The organism is Escherichia sp. MOD1-EC5950, from assembly GCF_002965345.1.
GTDB lineage: Bacteria > Pseudomonadota > Gammaproteobacteria > Enterobacterales > Enterobacteriaceae > Escherichia > Escherichia marmotae.
This window is the reverse complement of the sequence record NZ_PTSR01000040.1, coordinates 1-25,406: the sequence shown is the minus strand read 5'-3', so window position 1 is coordinate 25,406 and position 25,406 is coordinate 1. Positions and strand designations below refer to the sequence as shown.

Below are 25,406 nucleotides of genomic sequence, written 5' to 3'. Positions count from 1 at the left end.
GTGGTGGGTGATGACGGGATCGAACCGCCGACCCCCTCCTTGTAAGGGAGGTGCTCTCCCAGCTGAGCTAATCACCCGATACTACGCTGGATACTACAACTAACTATGCTAGTGGTGGGTCGTGCAGGATTCGAACCTGCGACCAATTGATTAAAAGTCAACTGCTCTACCAACTGAGCTAACGACCCACTTTAGTGTTGCTTTCGGTTTGTTTGATATCCCGTGGCAACGGCGGCATATATTACTGATTTCAGATTTGAGCGCAACAAAAATTTCGATGTAGATCACTCAACTGCTTATGATTCGCACGACACGACCAGAAATAATGCGACTTCTGGTCGCGTGTTATGCATTACATGGCGTTCAGACGTTTTTGTGCCTGTTTGGCGCCATCAGTACCAGGGTACTTACTGATAACCTGTTGGTACACGGCTTTCGCTTTCGCAGTGTCACCTTTGTCCTGCATGATGACGCCGACCTTAAACATCGCATCTGCAGCCTTCGGTGACTTCGGATAGTTTTTCACTACCGAAGCAAAATAGTACGCCGCATCATCTTTCTTACCCTTGTTGTAGTTTAACTGACCCAGCCAATAATTGGCGTTTGGCAGGTAAGTTGAATCAGGATAATTTTTGATGAAATTCTGAAATGCCACCATCGCATCATCCTGGCGGGATTTATCCTGCACCAGTGCAATAGCTGCATTGTAATCAGTGTTTGCATCACCGCTTTTCACCGGCGCGCCAGCACTCGCAGTACCAGCATCAGCCGTTGGCGTTGTTGCCGCCGCCCCGCTTTGCTCAACGCTGGCAGATTGCGTCGCTGCACCACCGCTGCTGAGGCTATCGATCTGCAACAGGATCTGCTTTTGCCGCTCCACGACCTGATTTAGTTGATACTGATTTTCCTGAATTTGACCACGCAGGGAATCAATATCGGACTGATTATCGGAGAGTTGCTGCTGAAGTTGAGTTAAAAGCTGACTGTGAGCATTAGAAATACGCTCAAGTTGAGTGACGCGGTCTTCGACCGAGCCTGAGCCGACACTACTGATTGGTGCCTGAGCAAAAGCGGCCCAGGGGGCCGCTATACCAACCAGTAACGACAGACTCAATAGTTGATGTCTGAAGTTACTGCTCATGCAATTCTCTTAGTAAACCAGTACCGCACGACGGTTTTTGGAGTATGCCGCTTCGTCATGGCCCAGTACTGCAGGTTTTTCTTTACCGTAAGAAACGATGGAGATCTGGTCAGCAGAAACACCTTTACCCTGCAGGTACATCTTAACGGCGTTCGCACGACGTTCACCCAGGGAAATGTTGTATTCCGGAGTACCACGTTCGTCCGCGTGACCTTCTACGGTGACTTTGTAAGACGGGTTGCTACGCAGGAAGTTTGCGTGTGCATCCAGCATTTGAGCGAAATCAGAACGGATATCGTATTTGTCCAGATCGAAGTAAACGATATTATTCTGCTGTAGCTGTTGCATTTGCAGACGAGCCTGCTCTTCGGAAGACATGTTGCCGTTACCGCCGTTCGCATCCATACCAGTGCCGGCACCCAGCATGCCTTCGCTGCCGTCATTGCTGGCGTTCTTGTTGGAAGAACATGCCGCAATTGCCATAACAGGCAGAGCAATCATCAGCCCTTTCAGCACTTTGTTCAGTTGCATTTCAATGATTCCTTTACTATTCAATTAATTATTATCACAGATACGGCGACCAGGCAGGGAATTTGACCTGTCCATCAGTTGCCGGAAGACGCGCTTTGAAACGCCCATCTGTAGAAACCAAATTCAGCACGGATCCCATCCCCTGAGAAGAGCTGTAGATTACCATAGTGCCGTTAGGTGCCAGACTTGGCGTTTCATCCAGGAACGTTGACGACAGAACTTGTACGCCTCCCGTTACCAGATCTTGTTTGGCAATGTGCTGCTGCCCACCATTGGAGCTGACCATTACCATAAATTTACCGTCGCTGCTGACATCCGCATCCTGGTTCTGCGAACCTTCCCAGGTAATACGTTGTGGCGCACCGCCGTTGATATTCACTTTATAAACCTGCGGACGACCTGCCTGGTCAGAAGTAAATGCCAGGTTCTGGCTATCCGGGAACCAGGTCGGTTCAGTGTTGTTGCTACGGCCATCAGTCACCTGACGAATCTGACCAGAAGCTAAATCCATTACGTACAGGTTCAGGCTACCCGTTTTAGACAGGGCAAACGCCAGTTTGCTGCCATCCGGTGAGAACGCTGGCGCACCGTTGTGACGCGGAAATGAAGCCACCTGACGCACAGCGCCATTTGCCAGCGTCTGGATAACCAGCGCGGAACGACCGCTTTCGAAGGTGACATATGCCAGTTTAGAACCGTCTGGTGACCACGCTGGAGACATCAGCGGCTGAGGAGAGCGGTGAACCACAAACTGGTTGTAGCCATCGTAGTCAGATACGCGCAATTCGTACGGGAACTGACCACCGTTGGTCTGAACAACGTAGGCAATACGAGTACGGAACGCACCCTTAATGCCGGTCAGTTTTTCAAACACTTCGTCACTGGCGGTATGGCCAGCATAACGCAGCCATTGCTTGTTAACTTTATATGAGTTCTGAGCAAGTACAGTACCCGGAGCACCACCGGTATCAACTAGCTGATAAGCAACATTGTAAGAGCCGTCCGGGTTCGGAGTGACCTGACCTACAACCACAGCGTCAATACCCAGTGCAGACCATGCTGCGGGTTGAACTTCCTGCGCGCTACCCGGCTGCTGTGGCAGACGAGCGCGATCTAACGGGTTAAATTTACCGCTGTTACGCAAGTCAGCAGCAACGATGCCGCCAATATCTTCAGGTGCCGCACCAGGCCCTACCCACTGGAAAGGAACGACACCAATAGGACGACCGGAATCTACACCACTGTCGATCACAATGCGGACTTCAGCGTGCAGAACCGACGCCCACAGTATGAGAAAACCAAATGCTACTCGTAATGCCTGCTTCATCATATCTCCCTTATCCGGACAGATAGTCCACGATAATTTAGCAGAATGTTAACAAACTCAAATACACAAAACTACCAGAACCCCGCGACAACCGATGTCTGATATTAACCGCCGTGACGGCCAACATCGCGATTACGGCTTGAAGTCCAATGGTGCGTTTTTGAACACTTCATATACTGCCTGGCTTGGTGGTTTCGGGATCTTCGCAAGTTTAGCTGCTGCCAGTGCAGCCTGACAAAGTGCGGGATCGCCACCTTCAGGTTTGATATCCAGTAACATGCCATCTGGTGCCAGTTTTATGCGCAGCGTACAGGTTTTGCCTGCATAAGACGATGCGTCATAAAACTTACTTTCGATAGCAGATTTAATCTGCCCGGCATAGTTATTGATATCTGCACCTGATGCGCCATTGTTTTTAGTATTACCACTCCCGGCAGGCGAAGCATTGTTCCCTTTCGCCCCACCACCGGTTTTCGGTGCATTCTTACCAGAGCTTAGCTCACCGAAGATATCATCTGCCTCTGCGGCCGCTTTAGCTGCAGCGGCTTTTTCAGCAGCCGCTTTTGCCGCTGCTGCTTTCTTCTCGGCTGCGGCTTTCTCTGCTGCAGCTTTCTCTGCCGCTGCTTTCTTATCAGCCGCAGCCTTCGCTTTTTCAGCAGCTTCAGCCGCTGCTTTCTTTCTTGCTTCAGCAGCGGCGGCTTCTGCAGCTTCGGCTTTCTTCTTCAGTGCCGCAGCAGCTTTGGCGGCTTCAGCCTCAGCTTTCTTCTGCGCTTCGGCTGCGGCTTTGGCAGCTTCTGCTTCCGCTTTTTTCTTCGCATCCGCAGCCGCTTTCTTCGCCGCTTCGGCTGCTGCTTTGGCATCCGCTTCGGCCTTCGCTTTAGCATCTGCCGCAGCTTTCGCTGCCGCTTCTTCCGCTTGCTTCTGCTTTAACTCAGCCTGTTTGGCGGCGTCTTCAGCCTGCTTTTTCTGTTCCTGAGCAGCTAACCGCTCTTTCTCAAGTTGCTTCAGGCGTTCCTGTTCAGCCGCTTGCTTTTCACGGAGTTCTTCGGCTGCCTGCTGTTCCTTAATCTTGCGCTGCTCTTCGGAACGCTTCGCGCTTGACTCCTGGCTTTGCATGCGTTTGTACTGCTCAACTACCGCACCTGAATCAACCATTACGGCGTCGATAGACGAACCACCGCCACCTCCGGCTGAAGCTTCTATATTCTCATCGAACGAACTCCAGATCAGCGCCGCAAATAAGATGACATGCAGCACTGCTGAAATAATTATCGCCCGTTTGAGCTTGTCGTTTTGTTCGGTTGCCTTTGACACTCTCGGTTCCCAAAAACTGTTCGCCTGTTACCCGCTCTCTTTCAAGCAAGGGAAACGCAGATGCTTAGATAGGCTGCGTCATTAAACCAACCGATTTCACACCCGCACTGTGTAACAAGTTCAGCGCTTTAATTATTTCATCGTAAGGCACATCTTTTGCGCCACCGATCAGAAAGACCGTTTTCGGATTAGCCTTGAAACGGCTGGAGATTTCTGCCACCACCTGCTCTGGAGGTAAACGCTCCAGGCGATCTTTCTCAACCACCACGGTGTACTGACCAATACCAGATACTTCAACTATCACTGGCGGATTATCGTTACTACTCACTGCCTGCGATTCAGTAGCGTCTGGCAGATCGACCTCCACACTCTGGGTAATGATGGGTGCTGTCGCCATAAAGATCAGCAACAGCACCAGCAGTACATCCAGCAACGGTACGATGTTGATTTCGGACTTGAGATCGCGACGACCTCGTCCACGCGCTCTGGCCATGGCTTACCCCTTGTTGCTCTCGCTAACGGTAAACGCCTGGCGGTGCAGAATCGCAGTAAACTCTTCCATAAAGTTATCGTAATTCAGTTCCAGTTTGTTTACGCGTTGGTTAAGACGGTTGTAAGCCATAACCGCCGGAATAGCGGCGAACAGACCGATTGCCGTGGCAATCAACGCTTCTGCGATACCGGGAGCCACCATTTGCAGTGTTGCCTGCTTCACCGCACCAAGGGCAATAAAAGCGTGCATGATCCCCCAGACTGTACCAAACAAACCGATATACGGGCTGATAGAACCCACCGTACCGAGAAACGGAATGTGTGTTTCCAGATTTTCCAGCTCACGATTCATAGAGATACGCATCGCACGTGCAGCCCCTTCCACCACTGCTTCCGGCGCATGGCTGTTGGCACGATGCAGGCGCACAAATTCTTTGAACCCGCTGTAAAAGATTTGTTCCGACCCAGTGAGATTATCCCGTTTTCCCTGGCTCTCCTGATAGAGGCGAGAAAGTTCGATTCCAGACCAGAATTTATCTTCAAACGCTTCGGCTTCACGCGCTGCAGCGTTAAGAATACGGGTCCGCTGGATAATAATGGCCCAGGATGCGATTGAAAAACCAATCAAAATCAACATGATAAGTTTAACCAGAAGGCTAGCCTTCAGGAACAAATCAAGGATATTCATGTCAGTCACTGCTTAAACTCCGCGACAATAGACTTAGGAAGCGCACGAGGCTTCATTTTGAGTGGGTCAACGCAAACAATCAGAACCTCGGCTTCATTCAGCAGAGTATTCTCGGCGTTGACAATACGTTGCGTGAAAACCAAAGAGGTGCCACGCATTGATGTTATTTCAGTCTGTATTTCGAGCATATCGTCGAGCCGTGCAGGTGCGTAATATTCCACCGTCATTTTACGCACCACGAAGGCAACACGTTCAGCCATCAGTGCCTGTTGGCTAAAGTGATGGTGGCGCAGCATCTCTGTGCGTGCTCTTTCATAAAAAGCGATGTAACTGGCATGGTACACCACACCACCGGCATCAGTATCTTCATAATAGACACGAACCGGCCATCGAAACAGCGTTGTATTCACTTTACATCCCGGTAATGCAACAAAAGTTAGAACTTTTAAACGCTGCTACTATACGCGTGCGATTGAGGTTTGGGAATGAGGGTAAGTTAAGGGAGCGTAAAAATTTATGGACCCTCAACGGCCCATAAATTTTTAAAGAGAATTCTGATTTAAAAGAAGAAGAAAATCAGCCCTACAATGAGAACAAGATCAGCAAGCAATGGGCAAAAAATCCCTTTCCAAAGAACCTTCTGCGGACGAAACCCCACGCCGTGAATAACGCCTGCGCAGACGGCCCACATCAGCAATAATCCATGCCAGATTTCCAGCTCACTGGTCTTCGCGGCAAAACGTGATGGGTCCCAAAACATACATCCTGCTAACAGAAGCGCCATCACGAAGGAAAGCGCCCTCAGAGGGCGCTTGTCCATTACCGCATACAAGGTTGCGATAATCTTACTCATCAACTGTCTTCTTGACCGGCTTTGCCTGATTCGACGTGCTCAAGCGCCAGCGCGGTAATTACCCCAAATGAACAGGCAAGAAGCGTTCCCAGAATCCATGCGAAATACCACATTTTTAGCTCCTTACTTAGTACAGAGAGTGGGTGTTACGTTCAATATCTTCTTTGGTGATACGTCCGAACATTTTCCAGTAACACCAGGCGGTGTAGAGCAGAATGATCGGCACCAGAACCACCGCAACCCAGGTCATGACGTTAAGCGTCAGTTGGCTGGAAGTTGCATCCCACATTGTCAGACTTGCATTCATCATGGTGCTGGACGGCATTACAAACGGGAACATTGCAATACCCGCAGTCAGAATGATGCAGGCCAGTGTCAGAGAAGAGAACACAAACGCCCACGCGGCTTTATCCATACGCGCAGTCAGGATAGTCAGCAGTGGTAGAACCACCCCCAGAGCCGGAATAGCCCACAGAATTGGCGTGTTGTTGAAGTTCACCAGCCATGCACCAGCTTCACGAACCACTTCTTTATTCAGCGGGTTAGATGCTGCGTAATGGTCCATTGTCGACTTCACAACATAACCGTCGATACCGTACATCACCCATACGCCAGCCAGTGCGAAGCACACCAGCGTTACCAGCGCCGCCACCTGAGCCGTTGCACGGGTACGCAGGTGCAGTTCACCAACGGTGCGCATTTGCAGATAGGTTGCACCCTGAGTGATGATCATCCCGACGCTTACCACACCAGCCAGCAGGCCGAACGGATTGAGCAGTTGGAAGAAGTTACCGGTGTAGTACAGACGGAGATATTCATCAACATTGAACGGTACACCCTGCAACAGGTTACCGAACGCCACGCCAATCACCAGCGGCGGAACGAAGCTACCAATGAAGATGCCCCAGTCCCACATGTTACGCCAGCGGGTTTCTTCAATCTTGGAACGGTAATCAAAACCGACCGGACGGAAGAACAAAGATGCCAGCACGAGGATCATCGCGACATAGAAGCCGGAAAACGCAGCGGCATAGACCATCGGCCAGGCAGCAAATAATGCGCCGCCTGCAGTGATCAGCCAAACCTGGTTACCGTCCCAGTGTGGGGCGATGGAGTTAATCATAATTCGACGCTCGGTGTCGTTACGACCGAGGAAACGGGTGAGCATGCCCACCCCCATGTCGAAACCGTCAGTGACTGCAAAACCAATCAGCAGAATGCCAACCAGCAGCCACCAGATAAAACGCAATACTTCATAATCGATCATTTGACGACTCCTGTCTTAGCGTGCCGGCTGAGTAGTCGTGGAAGACTGCTCAAAGTGATAGCGACCGGTTTTCAGACTGCTTGGGCCGAGGCGTGCAAACTTGAACATTAAGAACATTTCTGCCACCAGGAACAGGGTATACAGGCCGCAAATCAGAACCATAGAGAAGATGAGATCGCCTGCAGTCAGCGACGAGTTCGCCACTGCGGTAGGCAGCACCTCACCGATAGCCCACGGTTGACGACCATATTCGGCAACAAACCAGCCCGCTTCTACAGCGATCCACGGCAGCGGAATACCGTACAGCGCGGCGCGCAGCAGCCATTTTTTCTCACCGATACGGTTGCGGATTACGCTCCAGAAGGAGAGCGCGATAATTGCCAGCAGCAGGAAGCCACACGCCACCATGATGCGGAACGCGAAGTACAGCGGTGCTACACGTGGAATAGAGTCTTTGGTTGCCTGTTGAATCTGCGCTTCAGTCGCATCCGCCACATTCGGCGTATAGCGTTTCAGCAGCAGACCATAACCGAGATCTTTCTTCATGCTATTGAACTGATCGCGTACAGCCTGGTCGGTAGAACCAGAACGCAGTTGCTCAAGCAGAGAGTACGCTTTCATCCCGTTACGGATACGTTCTTCGTGCTGCACCATCAGCTCTTTCAGGCCGATAACCGGCGTATCCACAGAACGTGTAGCGATGATACCCAGCGCATAAGGGATCTGGATTGCAAATTTGTTCGTCTGCTCTTCCTGATCAGGAATACCGAACAGAGTAAAGGCAGCAGGCGCAGGTTGAGTTTCCCACTCGGCTTCAATAGCAGCCAGTTTGGTTTTCTGCACGTCACCCATTTCGTAACCGGATTCATCACCCAGAACAATAACGGACAGAACAGCAGCCATACCGAAGCTTGCAGCGATAGCAAAGGAGCGTTTTGCGAAGGCGAAGTCACGGCCTTTCAGCATATACCATGCGCTGATACCGAGGATGAACATCGCGCCAGTCACATAACCAGACGCAACAGTGTGAACGAATTTCACCTGAGCAACCGGGTTAAGCACCAGCTCGGAGAAGCTCACCATCTCCATACGCATAGTTTCGAAATTGAAATCGGACGCGATTGGGTTTTGCATCCAGCCGTTCGCAACCAGAATCCACAGTGCGGACAGGTTTGAACCGAGCGCCACCAGCCAGGTGACACACATATGCTGAACTTTACCCAGACGATCCCAACCGAAGAAGAACAGACCTACAAAGGTGGATTCGAGGAAGAAGGCCATCAGACCTTCGATTGCCAGCGGCGCACCGAAGATATCCCCTACATAGTGAGAATAATAAGACCAGTTAGTCCCGAACTGGAACTCCATGGTTAAACCGGTTGCCACACCCAGAGCAAAGTTGATACCAAACAACTTGCCCCAGAACTTTGTCATATCTTTATAAATCTGTTTGCCGGAAAGGACGTAGACCGTTTCCATGATGGCCAGCAGGAACGCCATACCGAGCGTCAGTGGCACAAAAAGGAAGTGGTACATCGCGGTCAAGGCAAACTGTAAGCGCGACAGTTCGACTATATCTAACATCATGACTCCTTGCTCATCGCATGAAGACTCCGAGAGTGAACCCCGTTAGAAAGGGTCACACGCATGCCCCAATACAAAATTATTTGCTCGCCCCTATCGTTGCCATTTCATCAAAAGAGGAAAAGACAATGATAAAAAGTTACAAACATGTTAATGAATAAACCAAATTGATCCCGCAATTATATTACGCCGCAAAATCCTTACAATAAACAGGTTTTTATTGAACAAATTTGCATTTTTCGACAGTGATCAATTTATAGCGAAATTGTCACCATCTCACCAATTTGATCTACGACAATTTATCGTGTTTTGCAGATTTTTTTCAAGAATTAAAAATTGATTTATATCAAAATCAATCAGATATGTTAATTATGTGTGAATTAGAGATTGTTGGTAATTTTATTGTTAACGTATTGTAAACCATAAATGCATAATTATTATCGCAATGGAGAGATATAGATAAAAAACCAGTATTTTATTTAACAGAGCTGCTTTATCGACTTTTTATAATACTAATTAGTTAGAGTAGCCAATTTGTTGCCATTTTACATAATATATTTTTATCAAAGTTAATCGATTGTTGTCTTTATGAGCACATTCCTATGAGTCCATTATTTTATTGTTTCTCTGGTAATAATCACTTATAGGAACAGATGTATTGGGTATAGTCAGGCGGGACGAAAAATTTTTAAGCGAAATTATAGGGTATAGGTATTTTCCCGCTCTTGTCCTCTACGATTAATTCAGCAATTAACAATTAAGAAAAATAGCAGGTAATTCAGCAAGTAAGTCTACCGCAGGCTGTTATATATAGAATATTGTTATTCATTTAACAGCAACACGAAACAACGAAGTGGGATTGTAAGTGAGTGTTATAAAACTCCAGATTCCTTCGAACAATACGTTACCCTGCCTCTAAAAAATACTCCTATGGCGTAAAGTTGATTAGCTCCAACGAATGGCATAACCCTGTGCAGGATATTAACTACTTGTTACTTACAACATTATTTTTACAATTCTGCGTTAAGCCAGAAGCGAATAGTATTGAATACATACATCAAACTTTTTTAATTGCCTTTATAGGGGTTAAAAGTGTGCCCAAAATGCAAATTAGATGTTGATCACAATTATATCAACATATTAGATCAATAGAATTTAAAAAAAATTAAAATCAATGGCGCAAGGCATCGCAACGCATTGAATTTTCTCATCTATTTAAACACACATTATAAACAAACATTTTACGAAAGATATTTTGAAAATAGATCAATTGCATCCTAATGACTGGGCAAAGAAACTCCAGTGATATTAAGCATGTGCCGTTATGTATGGCCATAAATACAACGTGTGTAACTTATTTTACTCTCTGTCTTACAAAGGATTACCCATGAAGAAAGCAACACTTGTGATTGGCGTTATTGGCGCTGACTGCCATGCAGTAGGCAATAAAGTTCTGGATCGTGTTTTTACCACCCATGACTTCAGGGTCATTAATCTGGGCGTTATGGTCAGCCAGGACGAATATATTGATGCTGCCATTGAAACTGGCGCTAACGCAATTGTGGTTTCCTCTATCTATGGTCATGGCGATATCGACTGTCTGGGCATGCGTGAACGCTGCATCGAGCGCGGGCTGGGTGACATTCTGCTTTATGTGGGCGGTAACCTGGTGGTGGGTAAACATGACTTCGCTGACGTGGAAATCAAATTCAAAGAAATGGGTTTTGATCGCGTCTTCGCCCCCAGCCATGACTTAGAAGATGTCTGCCAACTGATGACCAACGATATCAACCAACGTCATGGCGTAGAAATACACATTCTCGAAGAGGCAATCTGATGCAAATTGTCTCTGTCGATATTGGATCGACGTGGACCAAAGCAGCCCTCTTCACTCGGGAGGGGGACGCGTTAACGTTGGTTAACCACGTTCTGACTCCAACCACCACGCACCATCTGGCGGAAGGTTTTTTCTCCAGCCTGAACCAGGTGTTAAACGTAGATAATGCCCTCCCCCTGTTAAACTGCGGTGAGGTTGCATTGAAGTATTCCTCCTCAGCCAAAGGGGGACTGGCGGTCGCTGCAATGGGGTTAGTGCCTTCTATCACCCTGGAAACTGCGAAAGTAACCGCTCACTCTGCTGGCGCTAAAATCACGCAATATTACGCCTACAAGCTGAACCGCCGTGATATTCAGGCGCTGGAAGAGACACCGCCAGACATCCTGTTGTTCACCGGCGGCACCGACGGCGGTGAAGAAAGTTACGGACTGAATAACGCCCGCGTGCTGGCAGAATCAAAACTCGACTGCGCCATTATTTATGCCGGAAACAGGGATATTCAGGATGAAGTGCAAGCCATCCTTGGGCATAAAGAGCTGACTATCGTCGATAACGTCCTGCCTGACCTTGACCATCCAACCCCTTTGGCCGCGCGTCAGGCCATCTGCGACATTTTTCTCAAACGTATTGTTAAAGGAAAAGGACTGGATGTCATTGTTGATGAAACAGGCGAAGAACCGATGCCGACACCGTGGACGGTCTATGAGTTGGTAAAGGCCATCAGCAATGTAAATAGTCACTGGAAAGAGTTCATTCTTCTCGACATGGGCGGCGCAACCACCGACGTCTATTCCGCCTGCATTAATCATCTCACGCCAGATACCGTTTTGCACGGCGTACCAGAACCATTCATAAAACGAACCGTAGAAGGCGATCTGGGGATGCGCGTCTCGGCGGCGGTGGTTGGTGAAAACGCAAAAGACTTAGTCAATATGATCTTTGCTCAGCAACCCGTGCAGCAGGAGGCTTTTTATCATTACCTTCGTCATTTGGCCGCTCATCCCGAATACTTACCCGCTAACACAGAAGAAAAATATTTCGATGCTGTGCTGGCCGGGCTGTGCGTGGGTTACGCCACAGAACGTCATGCGGGCACCAAAAAAGAAGTCTGCACCTGCGTCGGTAATGTTGATTTACAAATGGGACGCGACCTTACCACCGTGCACAAAGTCATCGGCTCCGGTGGATGGCTGTCGCGCGCCAGCCAGTTTGATATTCATCACTGGCTGAAGTACCGCGAGTTAAACGACGACGGCAAACGCATTCTCTTACCGACTCAATTTGAATATTACCGTGATTCACAGGGGCTATTTCCACTGCTGGCAAACGTCGCCAGAGTAGACCCGCAAGCCGCTGCGCTCACCAGTATTCAATGCTTAACCCTATAACAATTAAGGCAGCAACCAATGGAACTTCGAAACAAGAAATTAACCCATGACGAATTCATGGCCGAGCGGCAACAGGTACTGAAAACCTGGGAAACTGGCAAGGACGTTGAAAAATTCGAAGATGGCGTTAAATACCAACAAACCATTCCTGAACATAAACGCTTCTCCCTTGCCCTGCTGAAAGCAGACCTGGAAGGTAAAACACTTAGCCAGCCGCGCGCTGGCGTGGCGCTGATGGACGAACACATTGAACTACTGAAAACACTACAAGAAGAGTGCGATCTGCTGCCGAGCACCATTGATGCCTACACCCGTCTGAATCGTTACGAAGAAGCGGCGGTGGGCATTAAGAAGTCCATCGAAGCCGGAACATCTAAACTGAACGGTTTACCGGTGGTTAACCACGGTGTCGCAGCGTGCCGCCGTCTGACCGAAACCCTGCAAAAACCGTTACAGATCCGCCACGGCACGCCAGATGCGCGCCTGCTGGCTGAAATCTCAATGGCCAGTGGCTTCACCAGTTATGAAGGCGGCGGCATTTCCTACAATATTCCGTATGCCAAACGTGTAACGCTGGAAAAATCTATCCGCGACTGGCAGTACTGCGACCGCTTAATGGGGTTGTATGAAGAACATGGCATTCGTATCAACCGCGAACCATTTGGCCCACTGACTGGAACGCTGATCCCGCCATTTATCTCGCACTCTGTTGCGATTATCGAGGGCCTGTTGGCGTTGGAACAAGGCGTAAAATCTATCACTGTTGGTTATGGCCAGGTCGGCTGCCTGACACAAGATATTGCGGCGATCCGGTCTCTACGTGAACTCGCGCACGAATACTTCCAAAACAATGGTTATACGGACTACGAGTTAAGTACGGTGTTCCACCAGTGGATGGGCGGTTTTCCGGAAGACGAATCGAAAGCGTTCGCCATTATCTCCTGGGGCGCGGCGGTAGCAGGCATGTCGGGCGCAACTAAAGTTATCACCAAAAGCCCACATGAAGCATGGGGTATACCTACCGCCGCCGCCAACGTGCAGGGGCTGAAAGCCTCCCGTCAAATGCTCAATATGGTCAGCGATCAAAAATTCCCGCCATGCCCTGTGGTTGAACTGGAAATTGAGCTGATTAAAAGTGAAGTTCGTGCCGTCCTGAATAAAGTGTTCGAACTGGGCAATGGTGATATCGCGCGCGGTACAGTGCTGGCTTTTGAAGCGGGTGTACTGGATGTACCCTTTGCGCCAGCCGCCTGCAACGCGGGCAAACTTCTTCCGGTTCGTGACAACACCGGGGCTATCCGCGTACTTGAAGCCGGAGCCGTTCCTCTGCCAAAAGAGATTCTTGACCTCCACCACGATTACGTTGCCGAACGCGCACGCGTTGAAGGACGCCAACCGACATTCCAGATGGTTGTAGATGACATCAATGCCGTATCCCACAGCAAATTAATAGGAAGACCATAATGAAAATAAAACAGGCCCTTTTCACCGCTGGTTACTCATCGTTCTATTTCGACGACCAGCAGGCGATAAAAAACGGAGCGGGTCATGACGGCTTTTTTTATACCGGGGAGCCAGTAACGCCCGGTTTTAGCGCTGTGCGCCAGGCCGGGGAGTGCGTTTCAGTTCAGTTGATTCTGGAAAACGGTGCCGTCGCCGTCGGTGACTGTGCTGCTGTTCAATACTCCGGAGCCGGTGGCCGCGATCCACTATTCCTTGCTGAACACTTTATTCCGTTCCTCAACACGCATATCAAACCTTTGCTGGAAGGTCGTGATGTGGACGCATTCCTGCCGAATGCCCGTTTCTTCGACAAACTGCGTATTGACGGCAACCTGCTGCACACTGCCGTGCGTTATGGTTTATCGCAGGCATTACTTGACGCCACCGCGCTGGCAACCGGTCGCCTGAAAACCGAGGTCGTTTGTGCCGAATGGCAATTACCCTGCGTAGCGGAATCCATTCCGTTATTTGGTCAAAGCGGTGACGACCGTTACATCGCTGTGGATAAAATGATCCTTAAAGGCGTCGATGTCCTGCCACATGCATTGATTAATAACGTTGAAGAGAAGCTGGGCTATAAAGGTGAAAAACTACGCGAATATATCCGTTGGCTGGCGGATCGCATTTTGGGCAAACGCACCAGCGCACGCTATCGCCCTACCCTGCACATTGACGTTTACGGCACTATCGGTCTGATCTTCGATATGGATCCGGTGCGCTGCGCCCAATACATCGCCAGTCTGGAAGACGAAGCACAAGGTTTGCCACTGTACATTGAAGGTCCTGTCGATGCCGGTAATAAACCTGATCAAATTCGCTTGTTAACCGCCATCACCAAAGAGCTGACGCGCCTCGGTTCCGGCGTGAAAATTGTCGCTGACGAGTGGTGTAACACCTACCAGGATATCGTTGATTTCACCGATGCAGGCAGTTGTCATATGGTGCAAATTAAAACGCCGGATCTTGGCGGTGTTCATAACATCGTTGACGCAGTGTTGTATTGCAACAAACACGGAATGGAAGCCTACCAGGGCGGCACCTGCAACGAAACAGAGATCAGCGCCCGCACCTGTGTGCACGTTGCGCTGGCCGCACGCCCAATGCGTATGCTGGTCAAGCCAGGGATGGGTTTCGACGAAGGCCTCAACATCGTCTTCAACGAAATGAATCGTACTATCGCACTGTTGCAGGCTAAGGGATAACAGATGGCTCGTAAATTCAAAGTGTTATCGCCAACAGCCATTCTTGGTTATGGTTTCCCGGAAGAAAGTTTTAATAAGGCGATGGAAGAATCTCCGGATCTGATCGCCGTTGACGCCGGTTCATCTGACCCAGGTCCCCATTACCTGGGGGCGGGTAAAGCCTTTACCGACCGGGCGGGCGTCAAACGCGACCTGCGTTACATGATAACCGCTGGCGTGAAGAACAACATTCCGGTGGTAATCGGTACGGCAGGCGGCTCCGGCGCGGCCCCACATCTGGAGTGGTGCCGTGAAATTATTCATGAAATTGCGCAAGAAGAAAAACTCTCGTTCTCGATGGCGCTGATTCCTGCTGACGTCGACAAAGCACTCGTCCACGAAGCGCTGGATAATGGCAAAATCACGGCGCTGGATTTTGTCCCGGCATTAACCCATGAAGCAATCGACGAAAGTACCTACATTGTGGCGCAAATGGGGATCGAGCCTTTCCAGCGGGCGCTGAAAGCAGGCGCTCAGGTGGTTCTGGGTGGGCGCGCTTACGACCCGGCCTGCTTTGCCGCACTGCCTATCATGCAGGGGTTTGACGAAGGGCTGGCGCTGCACTGCGGGAAAATCCTTGAGTGCGCGGCCATTGCCGCAACGCCTGGCTCCGGTTCAGACTGTGCAATGGGTATCATTGACGACAACGGCTTTACGCTGAAGACATTTAATCCACAGCGTAAATTTACCGAAACGTCCGCCGCCGCGCATACGTTGTATGAGAAATCTGATCCGTACTTCCTGCCTGGACCTGGCGGCGTACTGAATCTAAAGAGCTGTACATTTAAAGCGGTCAATGATGGCGAAGTGTATGTCAGCGGTTCAAAACATGAAGAAACGCCGTATGCCCTGAAACTGGAAGGCGCCCGTCGGGTTGGCTTCCGCTGCCTGACCATTGCCGGGACCCGCGATCCTATTATGATTGCCGGGATCGACAAAATTATCGAAGAAGTGAAAGCAAGCGTAGCGAGTAACCTTTCGCTGGACGATGACAGCATCCGCATTACATTCCACCTGTACGGAAAAAATGGCGTCATGGGTGCTCATGAACCCACGCAAACTGCCGGACACGAACTGGGGATCCTGCTGGATGTCGTCGCGCCAACTCAGGAGATTGCCAATAGCGTTTGCTCGCTGGTGCGTTCAACCATGTTGCACTATGGCTATGAAAATCGCATCGCTACCGCAGGTAACCTCGCCTTCCCGTTCTCGCCCTCAGATGTACAGGCTGGGCCGGTATATGAGTTCTCGATCTATCACCTGATTGAAGCCAACGACGCACTGCGTTTTGATTTTCACATCGAACAGGTGACGCCGGAAGGAGTTCAGGCATGAAACAGTCAATTCGTTCACTGGCGCAGGTGATCCGCTCCAAAAACGCCGGACCCTATGAACTGGTTTTAGATATTTTATTTAAAACGAAAGAAAACTATGAGCGAGTTAAATCATCTGGGCAATTAACCCCAGAACTGGTGGCTGGCTTATATCATGTTGAACCTGAATTTATTCATCGTATTGTCTGGTTTGATCCTTCTAATGCAGTAAAAATCGTCATGCCACGAGATATTATTTCCGGAAATGTGGGTGATAGTGATGTTTATGGTGCACAGCAACACGCACCTTTATTAAGTATTCATTTTGATATTTAATAATTAATATTGTTTAGATTATCAACCTCATAAATGTACCTGCACAGATTTATTCATGACAGGTACATTTATCTAAATATATCAATAAAATAAATTGCGAAGCATGCTGGTATTATCACATCTTAAATAACGGGTGAACTACGTCCCTCTAAAAATCACACGTAATTAAACAAAAAATGCTTAAGTAAATACCGAATGACAACGTGATATAAACATCCAGCTCCTGCTGGAAAAATGGCCTGTCTTAGCATTCGGTAAAAATAACCACAACGTGAGAAGAGATCATGTCTAAACCATTCGTCTGGCAGGATCCGTTTTTGCAAGATAAAGACGGTACAGAATATAAATTAATTAGCGATCAACATATTATGGTAACGAAGTTAGACGGTGAAAACGTAGTAAAAGTCGCCCCTGACGCGTTAACGTTGCTTGCCCGACAGGCATTTTATGAAGCCTCTTTTTTCTTACGCTCTGCTCATTTGCAACAGGTCGCCAGCATTCTTAACGATCCGCAAGCCAGCAGTAATGACAAATACGTGGCCTTGCAGTTACTGCGAAATGCAGAGGTCTCGGCAAAGGGAATATTACCCAACTGTCAGGACACAGGCACAGCAACGATTGTTGCCAGCAAGGGACAACATATCTGGACCGGGTGCAATGATGCTGAAGCCCTGAGCAAAGGTATTTACAGCACTTTCCAGGAAAATAATCTGCGTTTTTCGCAAAATGCGCCACTGGATATGTATACCGAGATGAATACCCAAACCAATCTCCCGGCGCAGATTGATATCAGCGCCGTACCCGGCGACGAATACCATTTTCTGTGTGTTAATAAAGGGGGAGGCTCCGCCAATAAAGCCGCGCTTTATCAGGAAACAAAATCTCTCCTGCAACCGGAAAAACTGACCGCATTTTTAATTGAAAAAATGAAATCGCTGGGCACCGCCGCCTGTCCGCCCTACCATATCGCCTTTGTCGTCGGAGGACTTTCTGCCGATCAGGCGTTAAAAGTCGCCAAACTGGCTTCAACGAAATACTACGATAATCTGCCCACCAGCGGAAACGAGCAGGGACAAGCATTCCGCGATGTTGAACTGGAAAAAACATTGCTCGACGCCAGCCAGCAATTTGGTATTGGTGCTCAGTTTGGTGGCAAATATTTCGCTCATGATATTCGTGTTATTCGTCTGCCACGCCACGGCGGCTCCTGCCCAATTGCCATGGCGCTCTCCTGTTCCGCCGATCGCAATATTAAGGCCAAAATTAACAAACACGGTATCTGGCTGGAAAAACTCGAACATAATCCGGGGCAATATATTCCTGTATCAATGCGGGAAGAAAATCGCACGCATCATATGCATCTCGATCTGAATCGTCCATTGCGTGACGTGATGCAAGATCTCGCCACGTTACCGGTCGGCACCCGCGTGTCGTTAAGTGGGCCAATCGTGGTGGCGCGCGATATCGCCCACGCAAAAATTAAAGAGCGACTGGATAACGGTGAACCGATGCCGGATTACCTGAAACATCATGTTGTCTATTACGCAGGGCCGGCGAAAACACCAGAAAACATGGCCTGCGGTTCATTGGGGCCAACCACTGGCGGTCGAATGGACGGTTATGTCGATACCTTTCAGGCAGCGGGCGGCAGTCTGGTCATGTTGTCGAAAGGCAACCGCAGCCAGCAGGTCACCGATGCCTGTCACAAACATGGCGGCTTTAATCTGGGAAGTATTGGCGGTGCGGCGGCGTTACTGGCGCAAGAATATGTCAAAAGCCTTCGCTGTCTGGAATACCCGGAGCTGGGCATGGAAGCCGTGTGGATGATGGAAGTTGAAAATCTGCCCGCATTCATTCTGGTGGATGATAAAGGCAATAATTTCTTTAGCCAGTTTGAGCAGCAACACCGCTGTGCCAGTTGCCCTGCGGGGCATTAATGAAAGTGAATGTTACGCTTTAGTCGTGCAGGGTGAGCTGATCTTTATGCTGGCTTACCATTTTCTGGATACTGAAGAGGTGAACGCCTCACTGCAAAATTGCCCCATCAGGCACAACCAGGTCTCGACGGTTAATATCTGCGCCTGGCATTTCGCCAGGCGTAGGTTTACATCTCCTCCGGCACCACCGATTTTGCCAGCAACCACTCACGAAAGAGCTGCAAGTGCGGATATTCAGCCTTCTCTTCCCGCCACGTCATAATGAAGCGATTACCGGTAAGAATGGGCACATCGCACGGGATCACCATATCACCACTATCTAAATCGTGTTGGATAGCGAACCGCGGCAGCAATGCCACGCCGAGATTAGAGCGCACGGCGGCAATCAGCATCGAAAGCAAATCGAAACGCGGCCCATTATTGACCAGCGGACTGCTAACGCCCGATAGCGCAAACCACTCTTCCCAGCCAGTAATACGGGTGCTCTGATGCAGAAGAGGTAGCTCACTAAGTAGTTCTGCAACGGACAGCTTTTGATCGGGCAGTGAAAGCAAACTGCCGCTGCATACTGGCAGAATCTCTTCCTCAAAGAGATATTCTACCTTCGACCAGGGGGCGCAAAAATTTTCGCGCATAATGACAGCATCGTATTCCCGATTAAGAAAATCCCCGTTATTGGCTAATGAGTGGATATTGACAATAATATCGGGATACAATTTATTGAACTCACGTAAATTGGGGATCAACCAGTGCGTGCTGAAGGTAGGATTGACAGCAAGCTCAATAACCTGAACCGTGGGTTGCCAGGTCATGATAGTATTTGTGTCACGCTCCAGTTTATTCAATGTTTCTTTAACAATTCCCAGATAATATTTACCGGCATCATTAAGGAATATTCTTTTTTTAGAATGCGCAAATAATGATATATGTAAAAACTCTTCCAGTGCGCTAACTTGTCTGAATACTGCACTTTGGGTTAACGCCAACTCCTCTGCTGCTCTGGTATAACTTTCATGACGTGCGACTACCTCAAAAGTCACCAGCAATTCCGTTTTGGGTATTTTTCCTCTCATAATGCCGTCCCTTAAAAATAGTTTAAACTATCAAAAATACATTACTTATTACTAAGTAATGGTAACCAAAGCAGCAATAAATAATTTATAAGTATCATGATTGATATTTATAACCCAGCACGTTCGGTATGGCAATTACCTTAATGAGGCAATAATAATCCGAAAAGCAAAACGCCCTTCGGATTATTATAATCAATATTAAGAAAAACTATTAAACTGATAATTATCATATCTATGGATATTATGATAAACAACCAACACCGATTTTATTTTTGATTTATCGCATATCCTTCTAAGAATTTTTGCGATGCTGCAATATCCGGAGTAAAGATGCGATCCTGCTCGACAAACGGCACGACTTTTCTGTAGGCGGTAAACATCGCTTTTGTTGATTTACCTAATGCCAGTTGTGGATCGGCTTGCAACCGCAAATCGATTGCCTGCGCGGAATGCATCAATTCAATGCCATAAATAATGTTCAAATTATCAACCACCTGTTTCAGTCTTCTGGCTGCATGGTCGTTATTGGCACCGGTATCTTCAATGCCTCCGGCAACCGGTTGAATATCGAAAGAAACAGGATTGGCGAGATCAACATTTTCTGCATGCAGCGCGACAAAAGGAATATGCAGCGAACCGAAGCCGTGACCTTTATTACCGGGTGCCGACAGGAAGCGCGTTAAACCCGTAAAGTGATCATCTTCCAGGTGCAGCGAGCGACGCATACTGTTATGCGAAACATGCACTAACGCCACGGTCAGACGCTGGGTGGCAAGCGCAACAGGTAACGATTCGAAGTTTGCCGTCGGGAAAATCCCGCCGCTGATTGCGCCATCTTTAACAAAATATTGCGCGACCTGGCTGGAATCCTGGTACGCCTTATCAGCATTCAGCACAGTTGCCGGGTTATCGTCAGAACTGTTGATCTGCACGGTAATGATATCTTCTGCGTCATGTAGCGCACGTACCGACTCAGAAAGGGTATACACCGTTGTTCTGAACGATAACGGATCCTGCAATGCGCGTTTGTCATCCTTATGCCATAAATAAGAACCGATTAACGCATCGCGGATCTCTTTCGCGGAATCAGCCAACTGCGGGAAAGGACGCACGCCGATCGACTGCGGCAGTACCGGCGCGACGTTACCATTCAACGCTTCCAGACTCATAGCGAAAACCACCGGGCTGACATTCAGCACCTGGCGTGCCGACCGTACCGCTTCAATCGCATACGCCGTGCCAACGCTGTTGTTCGACAAAATCGCCAGCATATCTTTACCCTGCGGCACCAGTGGTTTAAGCCCCACTTTCGCCAGCGCATCGCCACCACTCATTTCCACGCCATTAACCCGCGCTTTCCATTCCCCCATCATCACCAGGCCAACGTGTGATGCGAGCATAATATCTGCTGCGCCAATGCTTCCACGCGCCGGAATTAAAGGTGTAACGCCGCGATTAATAAATTCAGCATACAGTTCGGCAATATAAGGCTGCGCTCCGGTTTGCCCATGCAGCATGGTATTTAAACGTAATACCATTGAGAGACGAGCAAGATAATCCGGTAACATTGAGCCGACGCCTGCAGAATGGGCGCGCAGCGCGGCAGCATTAAATTTTTTCGATGCGTCAATCACCTCAGGCGTTAAATTTCCTTTGGCATCAAATATCGGCTGGTCTTTATTTAGCCCTACGCCCACGGTTAAACCGTAAACGGGTGTTCCAGAATGCGCGGCGGTCATCACCAAATTTGCTGACACTCAATATTTAATGAACATGCCCCTGCCAGAGTCGCCGCCAGCGATTGTGCTCCACCCATGCCACCCAGACCCGCAGTCAGGATCCACTTTCCGCTTAGCGAATTGTTGTAGTGCTGACGCCCCGCCTCAACAAAGGTTTCAAACGTTCCCTGCACAATGCCCTGGCTACCAATGTAGATCCACGAACCGGCGGTCATCTGTCCATACATGAACAGACCTTTGCGATCGAGTTCGTTGAAGTGATCCCAGTTGGCCCATTGCGGCACCAGGTTAGAGTTGGCGATCAACACACGTGGCGCGTCAGTATGGGTTTTAAATACACCAACGGGTTTACCGGACTGAACCAGCAGCGACTCATCGGGTTCCAGATTTTTCAGGGATTCCAGAATCTGGTCGAAACACTCCCAGTTACGTGCCGCGCGGCCAATACCGCCGTACACCACCAGATGTTGCGGATTTTCAGCCACGTCTGGATCAAGGTTGTTCTGCAACATCCGATAGGCAGCTTCGATCTGCCAGTTTTTGCAATGCAGTTGAGTACCTTGTGGCGCATGGATGACGCGGCTGGTATCAATACGAGGATCTGAAGGCTTACTCATGAATCTTCTCCTGTTACTGGATAAAATTAAATGCTGTAATCGCTCAGAAAGATGAGCGAATGAATACAGAAACGGCTTATATAATTCCTGTTTATAATTTCGTATTATTAATTCATTTAGTGAATTTAATTTCTATAGCATATTCACCGTGAATATAAATTCAAAAAAATTGCCAACGCTTTGTATGCGAATTCAATATGCTTAATTTAACTTTTGGAAAAAGTGATATTGTTGGCAAAATATTTTCTCATTTGAACATATGAATATGATGAGATTGCAAGATGTCTGTAATTTAATTATTCGCAAAAACGTATTCACGACAGCTAATCATTAACGTAATAGCCGAAAAACCAGCGTTGTATCAAGAGCATAATACATTGACATATAGCGACATTTAAAAAACCATTAATTTTCAAGCATAAGAGCATGTCTTGTTATCATTAATACATATTCTATTTTTATCATCCTTAAAATAACAAACCCTAACTGAAAAAACTGACAAACATATAAAATTAAAAAATATGAACCCTGGAGAATATAATTTTTCATTTTCAACAAAATGGCATCAAGAAGAAGCGGTGGTCGCTTATAAGCGATATTGATTCACTTATCGAAGTCCCGCAGGAGACAGGATTGATTCAACCAGCAGTCAGATTTCGACCGTGGTTAACGTTTAAGGCATAAAAAAGGCCATCATAAGATGGCCAACCATGTCGAAACCGACAGCCCTTCGCCATTCCTGTAGAGGGACGCGGCGAGGGCTATTTCTTATTACAGATATTTATTTCAGAACAGTTTTCAGTGCTTCACCGATGTCAGCCAGGCTGCGAACGGTTTTCACGCCTGCGGCTTCCAGGGCAGCAAATTTCTCATCCGCAGTCCCTTTACCACCGGAAATGATTGCACCTGCGTGACCCATACGTTTGCCTTTCGGCGCAGTCACACCGGCAATGTAACCCACAACTGGCTTGGTGACGTGCTCTTTGATGTACGCAGCCGCTTCTTCTTCGGCGCTACCGCCGATCTCACCGATCATCACGATCGCTTCGGTCTGCGGATCTTTTTCGAACATTTCGAGAATGTCGATAAAGTTAGAGCCAGGGATCGGATCGCCGCCGATACCGACACAGGTAGACTGACCGAAACCGTAATCCGTGGTCTGTTTAACTGCTTCATAAGTCAGCGTACCGGAACGGGAAACGATACCCACTTTACCAGGGCGATGGATGTGGCCCGGCTGGATACCGATTTTACACTCACCCGGAGTGATTACGCCCGGGCAGTTCGGGCCAATCATGCGCACGCCCGCTTCGTCCAGTTTCACTTTCACGGTCAGCATATCCAGCGTCGGGATGCCCTCAGTGATGGTGATGATAAGCTTAATGCCTGCGTCGATGGCTTCCAGAATGGAGTCTTTGCAGAACGGTGCTGGTACGTAGATAACAGAAGCAGTGGCACCAGTGGCAGCTACTGCTTCACGCACGGTGTTGAACACCGGCAGGCCAAGGTGGGTGGTGCCGCCTTTACCTGGAGTTACGCCGCCCACCATTTTAGTGCCGTATGCAATGGCCTGTTCAGAGTGGAAAGTCCCCTGGCTACCGGTAAAGCCCTGGCAGATAACCTTGGTGTTTTTATCAATTAAAATGGACATTATTTCCCCTCCACTGCGGCAACAACCTGCTGAGCTGCATCCGTCAGACCTTTTGCTGCAATAATATTCAGGCCGCTGTCAGCCAGTTTCTTCGCGCCGAGTTCGGCGTTGTTACCTTCCAGACGTACGACAACCGGGACGTTAACACCCACTTCTGCTACCGCACCGATGATACCGTCAGCAATCAGGTCGCAACGAACGATACCGCCAAAGATGTTAACCAGAACGGCTTTTACTTTTTCGTCAGAGAGGATGATTTTGAATGCTTCGGTCACGCGTTCTTTGGTTGCACCACCGCCAACATCGAGGAAGTTAGCCGGTTCACCGCCGTGCAGTTTAACGATGTCCATCGTGCCCATCGCCAGGCCTGCGCCGTTAACCATACAACCGATGTTGCCGTCCAGCGCTACGTAGTTCAGTTCCCACTGTGCAGCCTGCGCTTCACGCGGATCTTCCTGCGACTGGTCGCGCATTTCGCGCAGATCAGGCTGGCGGAACAGTGCGTTACCATCAGCGCCCAGTTTGCCGTCGAGGCAGATAAGATCGCCCTGTTTGGTGATAACCAACGGGTTGATTTCGATCAGCGCCAAATCCCGTTCCAGGAAAATGGTCGCCAGGCCCATGAAAATTTTGGTGAACTGTTGAACCAGTTTACCTTCCAGACCCAGTTTGAACGCCAGCTCGCGTCCCTGATACGGCATCGGGCCGGTCAGCGGATCAAGCGCAACTTTGTGGATCAGGTGCGGGGTTTCTTCCGCCACTTTTTCGATTTCCACGCCACCTTCAGTGGAGGCCATAAAGACCACGCGACGGGAGCTACGGTCAACAACGGCACCAAGATACAGCTCTTTCGCGATATCGGTCGCCGCTTCAACCAGAATCTGGTTAACCGGTTGTCCATTGGCGTCTGTTTGATACGTTACCAGACGCTTGCCCAGCCAGTTTTCTGCAAAAGCACGGATGTCTTCTTTGCTGTTTACCACTTTCACACCGCCCGCTTTACCGCGGCCACCAGCGTGAACCTGACATTTCACTACCCACGGACCGGCACCGATTTTTGAAGCGGCTTCTTCTGCTTCGCGCGGAGTAGTACAGGCATAACCCACCGGTGCTGGTAAGCCATAGCGGGCAAAAAGTTGTTTTGCCTGATATTCATGTAAGTTCATGTATTCTGTCCATCCTTTAGTAATCGTTATCTTTTAAACCGTAGACCGAATGTGACGTATCGCTTCCGGGTATTGTCGGATGCGGCGCGAGCGCCTTATCCGACCTACATCAGAGTCACCCATAGGCCTGATAAAACGCGTTAAGCGTCGCATCAGGCATCGCTTGTCGGATGCGGCGCGAGCGCCTTATCCGACCTACATCGGAGTCACCCGTAGGCCTGATAAGACGCGTCAGCGTCGCATCAGGCATCGCTTGTCGGATGCGGCGCGAGCGTCTTATCCGACCTACATCGGAGTCACCCGTAGGCCTGATAAGACGCGTTAAGCGTCACATCAGGCATCGCTTGTCGGATGCGGCGCGAGCGCCTTATCCGACCTACATCGGAGTCACCCGTAGGCCTGATAAGA

Annotated in this window: 22 protein-coding genes, 2 tRNA genes and 1 pseudogene; 7 read left to right on the top strand and 18 right to left on the bottom strand. The window is 49.1% G+C overall.

What is annotated here, in order from left to right:
* Position 1 precedes the first annotated feature (1 nt).
* The 13 genes from BEA93_RS22295 to cydA all read right to left on the bottom strand — a co-directional run bounded on the left by BEA93_RS22295 (position 2) and on the right by cydA (position 9,197).
* Positions 2-77, bottom strand: a tRNA-Val gene (locus BEA93_RS22295).
* Positions 78-112: 35 nt separating this feature from the next.
* Positions 113-188 (bottom strand) — tRNA-Lys (locus BEA93_RS22290).
* A 164-nt stretch (positions 189-352) separates the two neighbouring features.
* A complete protein-coding gene (gene cpoB / locus BEA93_RS22285) occupies positions 353-1,141 on the bottom strand; it encodes a cell division protein CpoB (RefSeq protein WP_000097584.1) in 789 nt (262 codons plus the stop codon).
* A 9-nt stretch (positions 1,142-1,150) separates the two neighbouring features.
* The gene (gene pal, locus BEA93_RS22280; RefSeq protein WP_001295306.1) at positions 1,151-1,672 is read right to left on the bottom strand and encodes a peptidoglycan-associated lipoprotein Pal; all 522 of its coding nucleotides are present in this window, start codon (positions 1,670-1,672) and stop codon (positions 1,151-1,153) included.
* A 34-nt stretch (positions 1,673-1,706) separates the two neighbouring features.
* Positions 1,707-2,999: a Tol-Pal system beta propeller repeat protein TolB gene (gene tolB, locus BEA93_RS22275; protein WP_105225069.1), complete on the bottom strand. Its 1,293-nt coding sequence runs from the start codon at positions 2,997-2,999 to the stop codon at positions 1,707-1,709.
* A 132-nt stretch (positions 3,000-3,131) separates the two neighbouring features.
* Positions 3,132-4,313 (bottom strand): cell envelope integrity protein TolA, encoded by a 1,182-nt coding sequence (gene tolA / locus BEA93_RS22270; protein ID WP_105225068.1) that lies wholly within the window; start codon positions 4,311-4,313, stop codon positions 3,132-3,134.
* 64 nt (positions 4,314-4,377) lie between these two features.
* Positions 4,378-4,806, bottom strand: a complete 429-nt coding sequence (tolR, locus tag BEA93_RS22265; protein ID WP_000090096.1) for a colicin uptake protein TolR — start codon at positions 4,804-4,806, stop codon at positions 4,378-4,380.
* 3 nt (positions 4,807-4,809) lie between these two features.
* Positions 4,810-5,502 carry a Tol-Pal system protein TolQ gene (gene tolQ / locus BEA93_RS22260; protein WP_000131311.1) on the bottom strand — a complete coding sequence of 231 codons (693 nt, stop codon included), beginning with the start codon at positions 5,500-5,502 and terminating at the stop codon, positions 4,810-4,812.
* Positions 5,499-5,903 carry a tol-pal system-associated acyl-CoA thioesterase gene (gene ybgC, locus BEA93_RS22255; protein ID WP_001098372.1) on the bottom strand — a complete coding sequence of 135 codons (405 nt, stop codon included), beginning with the start codon at positions 5,901-5,903 and terminating at the stop codon, positions 5,499-5,501. The genes tolQ and ybgC overlap by 4 nt, the downstream gene beginning before the upstream one ends.
* 149 nt (positions 5,904-6,052) lie before the next feature.
* Complete coding sequence (gene ybgE / locus BEA93_RS22250) at positions 6,053-6,346, bottom strand: cyd operon protein YbgE (protein WP_000034596.1); 294 nt, start codon at positions 6,344-6,346, stop codon at positions 6,053-6,055.
* Positions 6,346-6,459: a cytochrome bd-I oxidase subunit CydX gene (gene cydX / locus BEA93_RS22245; RefSeq protein ID WP_000270283.1), complete on the bottom strand. Its 114-nt coding sequence runs from the start codon at positions 6,457-6,459 to the stop codon at positions 6,346-6,348. Before cydX ends, ybgE begins: the two co-directional genes overlap by 1 nt.
* A 14-nt stretch (positions 6,460-6,473) precedes the next feature.
* The gene (gene cydB / locus BEA93_RS22240; protein WP_000568264.1) at positions 6,474-7,613 is read right to left on the bottom strand and encodes a cytochrome d ubiquinol oxidase subunit II; all 1,140 of its coding nucleotides are present in this window, start codon (positions 7,611-7,613) and stop codon (positions 6,474-6,476) included.
* 15 nt (positions 7,614-7,628) lie between these two features.
* A complete protein-coding gene (gene cydA / locus BEA93_RS22235; RefSeq protein ID WP_001516006.1) occupies positions 7,629-9,197 on the bottom strand; it encodes a cytochrome ubiquinol oxidase subunit I in 1,569 nt (522 codons plus the stop codon).
* Between the two features lie 1,387 nt (positions 9,198-10,584).
* On the opposite strand from cydA, the gene glmS reads away from it, so the two are divergent.
* From glmS to BEA93_RS22200, 7 genes are all read left to right on the top strand, one after another.
* On the top strand, positions 10,585-11,034 hold the full coding sequence (glmS, locus tag BEA93_RS22230; protein ID WP_000710399.1) for a methylaspartate mutase subunit S: 450 nt from the start codon (positions 10,585-10,587) through the stop codon (positions 11,032-11,034).
* Positions 11,034-12,422: a methylaspartate mutase accessory protein GlmL gene (glmL, locus tag BEA93_RS22225; RefSeq protein WP_061090941.1), complete on the top strand. Its 1,389-nt coding sequence runs from the start codon at positions 11,034-11,036 to the stop codon at positions 12,420-12,422. The genes glmS and glmL overlap by 1 nt, the downstream gene beginning before the upstream one ends.
* A gap of 18 nt (positions 12,423-12,440) precedes the next feature.
* Entirely contained in the window at positions 12,441-13,886 is a 1,446-nt protein-coding gene (locus tag BEA93_RS22220; protein ID WP_001516004.1) for a methylaspartate mutase subunit E, read from the top strand.
* A complete protein-coding gene (locus tag BEA93_RS22215; RefSeq protein WP_000695017.1) occupies positions 13,886-15,127 on the top strand; it encodes a methylaspartate ammonia-lyase in 1,242 nt (413 codons plus the stop codon). The genes BEA93_RS22220 and BEA93_RS22215 overlap by 1 nt, the downstream gene beginning before the upstream one ends.
* Positions 15,128-15,130: 3 nt before the next feature.
* Positions 15,131-16,501, top strand: a complete 1,371-nt coding sequence (locus tag BEA93_RS22210; RefSeq protein WP_000101359.1) for an acyclic terpene utilization AtuA family protein — start codon at positions 15,131-15,133, stop codon at positions 16,499-16,501.
* A complete protein-coding gene (locus tag BEA93_RS22205; protein ID WP_000813902.1) occupies positions 16,498-16,815 on the top strand; it encodes a DUF4387 domain-containing protein in 318 nt (105 codons plus the stop codon). Before BEA93_RS22210 ends, BEA93_RS22205 begins: the two co-directional genes overlap by 4 nt.
* 284 nt (positions 16,816-17,099) lie before the next feature.
* Positions 17,100-18,752: a class I fumarate hydratase gene (locus BEA93_RS22200; protein WP_105225067.1), complete on the top strand. Its 1,653-nt coding sequence runs from the start codon at positions 17,100-17,102 to the stop codon at positions 18,750-18,752.
* A 167-nt stretch (positions 18,753-18,919) separates the two neighbouring features.
* Here BEA93_RS22200 and BEA93_RS22195 read toward each other — a convergent pair whose 3' ends face one another.
* The 5 genes and pseudogenes from BEA93_RS22195 to sucC all read right to left on the bottom strand — a co-directional run bounded on the left by BEA93_RS22195 (position 18,920) and on the right by sucC (position 24,998).
* Positions 18,920-19,825 carry a LysR family transcriptional regulator gene (locus tag BEA93_RS22195; protein WP_001214252.1) on the bottom strand — a complete coding sequence of 302 codons (906 nt, stop codon included), beginning with the start codon at positions 19,823-19,825 and terminating at the stop codon, positions 18,920-18,922.
* Positions 19,826-20,091: 266 nt separating this feature from the next.
* Complete coding sequence (locus BEA93_RS22190) at positions 20,092-21,564, bottom strand: HAL/PAL/TAL family ammonia-lyase (RefSeq protein ID WP_105225066.1); 1,473 nt, start codon at positions 21,562-21,564, stop codon at positions 20,092-20,094.
* Between the two features lie 8 nt (positions 21,565-21,572).
* Positions 21,573-22,181, bottom strand: a pseudogene (locus tag BEA93_RS22185) (urocanate hydratase); the annotation flags it as partial.
* A 781-nt stretch (positions 22,182-22,962) separates the two neighbouring features.
* Complete coding sequence (gene sucD, locus BEA93_RS22175; RefSeq protein WP_001515996.1) at positions 22,963-23,832, bottom strand: succinate--CoA ligase subunit alpha; 870 nt, start codon at positions 23,830-23,832, stop codon at positions 22,963-22,965.
* Positions 23,832-24,998, bottom strand: a complete 1,167-nt coding sequence (sucC, locus tag BEA93_RS22170) for an ADP-forming succinate--CoA ligase subunit beta (protein ID WP_001048605.1) — start codon at positions 24,996-24,998, stop codon at positions 23,832-23,834. Before sucC ends, sucD begins: the two co-directional genes overlap by 1 nt.
* Positions 24,999-25,406: the final 408 nt, after the last annotated feature.